Below are 1,277 nucleotides of genomic sequence, written 5' to 3' on the forward strand. Positions count from 1 at the left end.
CTGTGAAGCCGTGCGGTCGAGAACTCGCCTTCCTTCAGTCTTACTAGCAGTTGCTCCAGGTCGAGACCGGTAATTTCTCTGGGGTCGAATACCGGTTGTTAGGCTCGACCGGTCCATCAGCATCGTTTTGATCGGAGGCAAAGCGATGGCGGTGGAATGGACGGTTACCATCGAGGGCCGGAACGAATTTGGCGACACATGCCGGAAGGAGGTCCGCATCGACAAGAGCTGGAAGAGGCTGTTCGACGGCGACATCGGCTTGTCGATCGGCGATAGCAAGAAGATCATGGCTGCGCTGCAGAACGCGGTCGTTAATCATGAAGCGGAGACCTACGCTTTTCTTCGCCGGATTTGCCCGGATTGCCATACGTCCCGACCGGTCAAGGACTACACGACACGCCGGATTCGAACCGTCTTCGGCACCGTAGAGGTTCGCAATCCCCGATGGATGCTGTGCCGGGAATGCCATCCGGGGATGGCCGGTGCCTTCGCGCCGCTGAAGGAAATTTGTCCCGATCGAGCGACACCGGAGCTGATGGAACTGACGGCGCGGCTAGGAAGCATGCTGCCCTACCGGCAGGCGGCGAAGGTGCTGGCCGATTTCCTGCCCTCTGAACCGACTGAGACGCATGCGACCGTCCGCAAGCGTACCATCAGGATCGGCAAGCAGCTCGACGACCAGGTCATGCAGGAAACTTGGCGCGCGAGGTCCCAAACGGATGACCGATGCCAGCTCGAGATGCAGCTTCCCGGAGATCGGCGCAAAGAGTTCGTCATCAGCATTGATACGGCGCACGTTCGTAGCGCTGATCAACATTCGGCGCGAATTTCGAGCTCGTCGTGGCCAGATGTGGGCGCGGGGGACGGGGCGAAAGGGGCGGTCGCTATTTCGTCACCGGCAGCACCGACCAGCAGGCAATCCGCGATCGTGCTCTTCACTCTCTCCAGGAAGTCGGATATCGCGGCTTTGGGGCTGTGACGGTGATTTCGGACGGGGCCGAAATCCTAAAGCGGCTGCCTCGCGCTATGCCGAAACCGACGACCCACATCATCGACTGGTTTCATATTGCCATGAAGATCCAGCCCATGCAGCAGATCGCCGATCACATCGTACGATCCCGATCAGGCCCCTTTGAAGCGCTTCCAACCATCGACAGGGACATCAGAGGCGTAAAGTGGCGTCTGTGGCATGGGCGGGTCGGCCGCGCGATCCGCGACCTGGAGCAACTGCTAGTAAGACTGAAGGAAGGCGAGTTCTCGACCGCACGGCTTCACAG

At 59.8% G+C, this 1,277-nt stretch carries 1 protein-coding gene and 1 pseudogene; both read left to right on the forward strand.

Going from position 1 to position 1,277, the window contains the following annotated elements; translation table 11 throughout:
• The first annotated feature begins 145 nt into the window (after window positions 1-145).
• Window positions 146-979, forward strand: a complete 834-nt coding sequence (locus tag ACFX5Q_RS34755) for a hypothetical protein (protein WP_404285061.1) — start codon at window positions 146-148, stop codon at window positions 977-979.
• Between the two features lie 47 nt (window positions 980-1,026).
• Window positions 1,027-1,277, forward strand: a pseudogene (locus ACFX5Q_RS34760) (ISKra4 family transposase); the annotation flags it as partial.

The sequence above is a fragment of the Mesorhizobium sp. IMUNJ 23033 genome (assembly GCF_044778005.1).
GTDB lineage: Bacteria > Pseudomonadota > Alphaproteobacteria > Rhizobiales > Rhizobiaceae > Mesorhizobium > Mesorhizobium amorphae_A.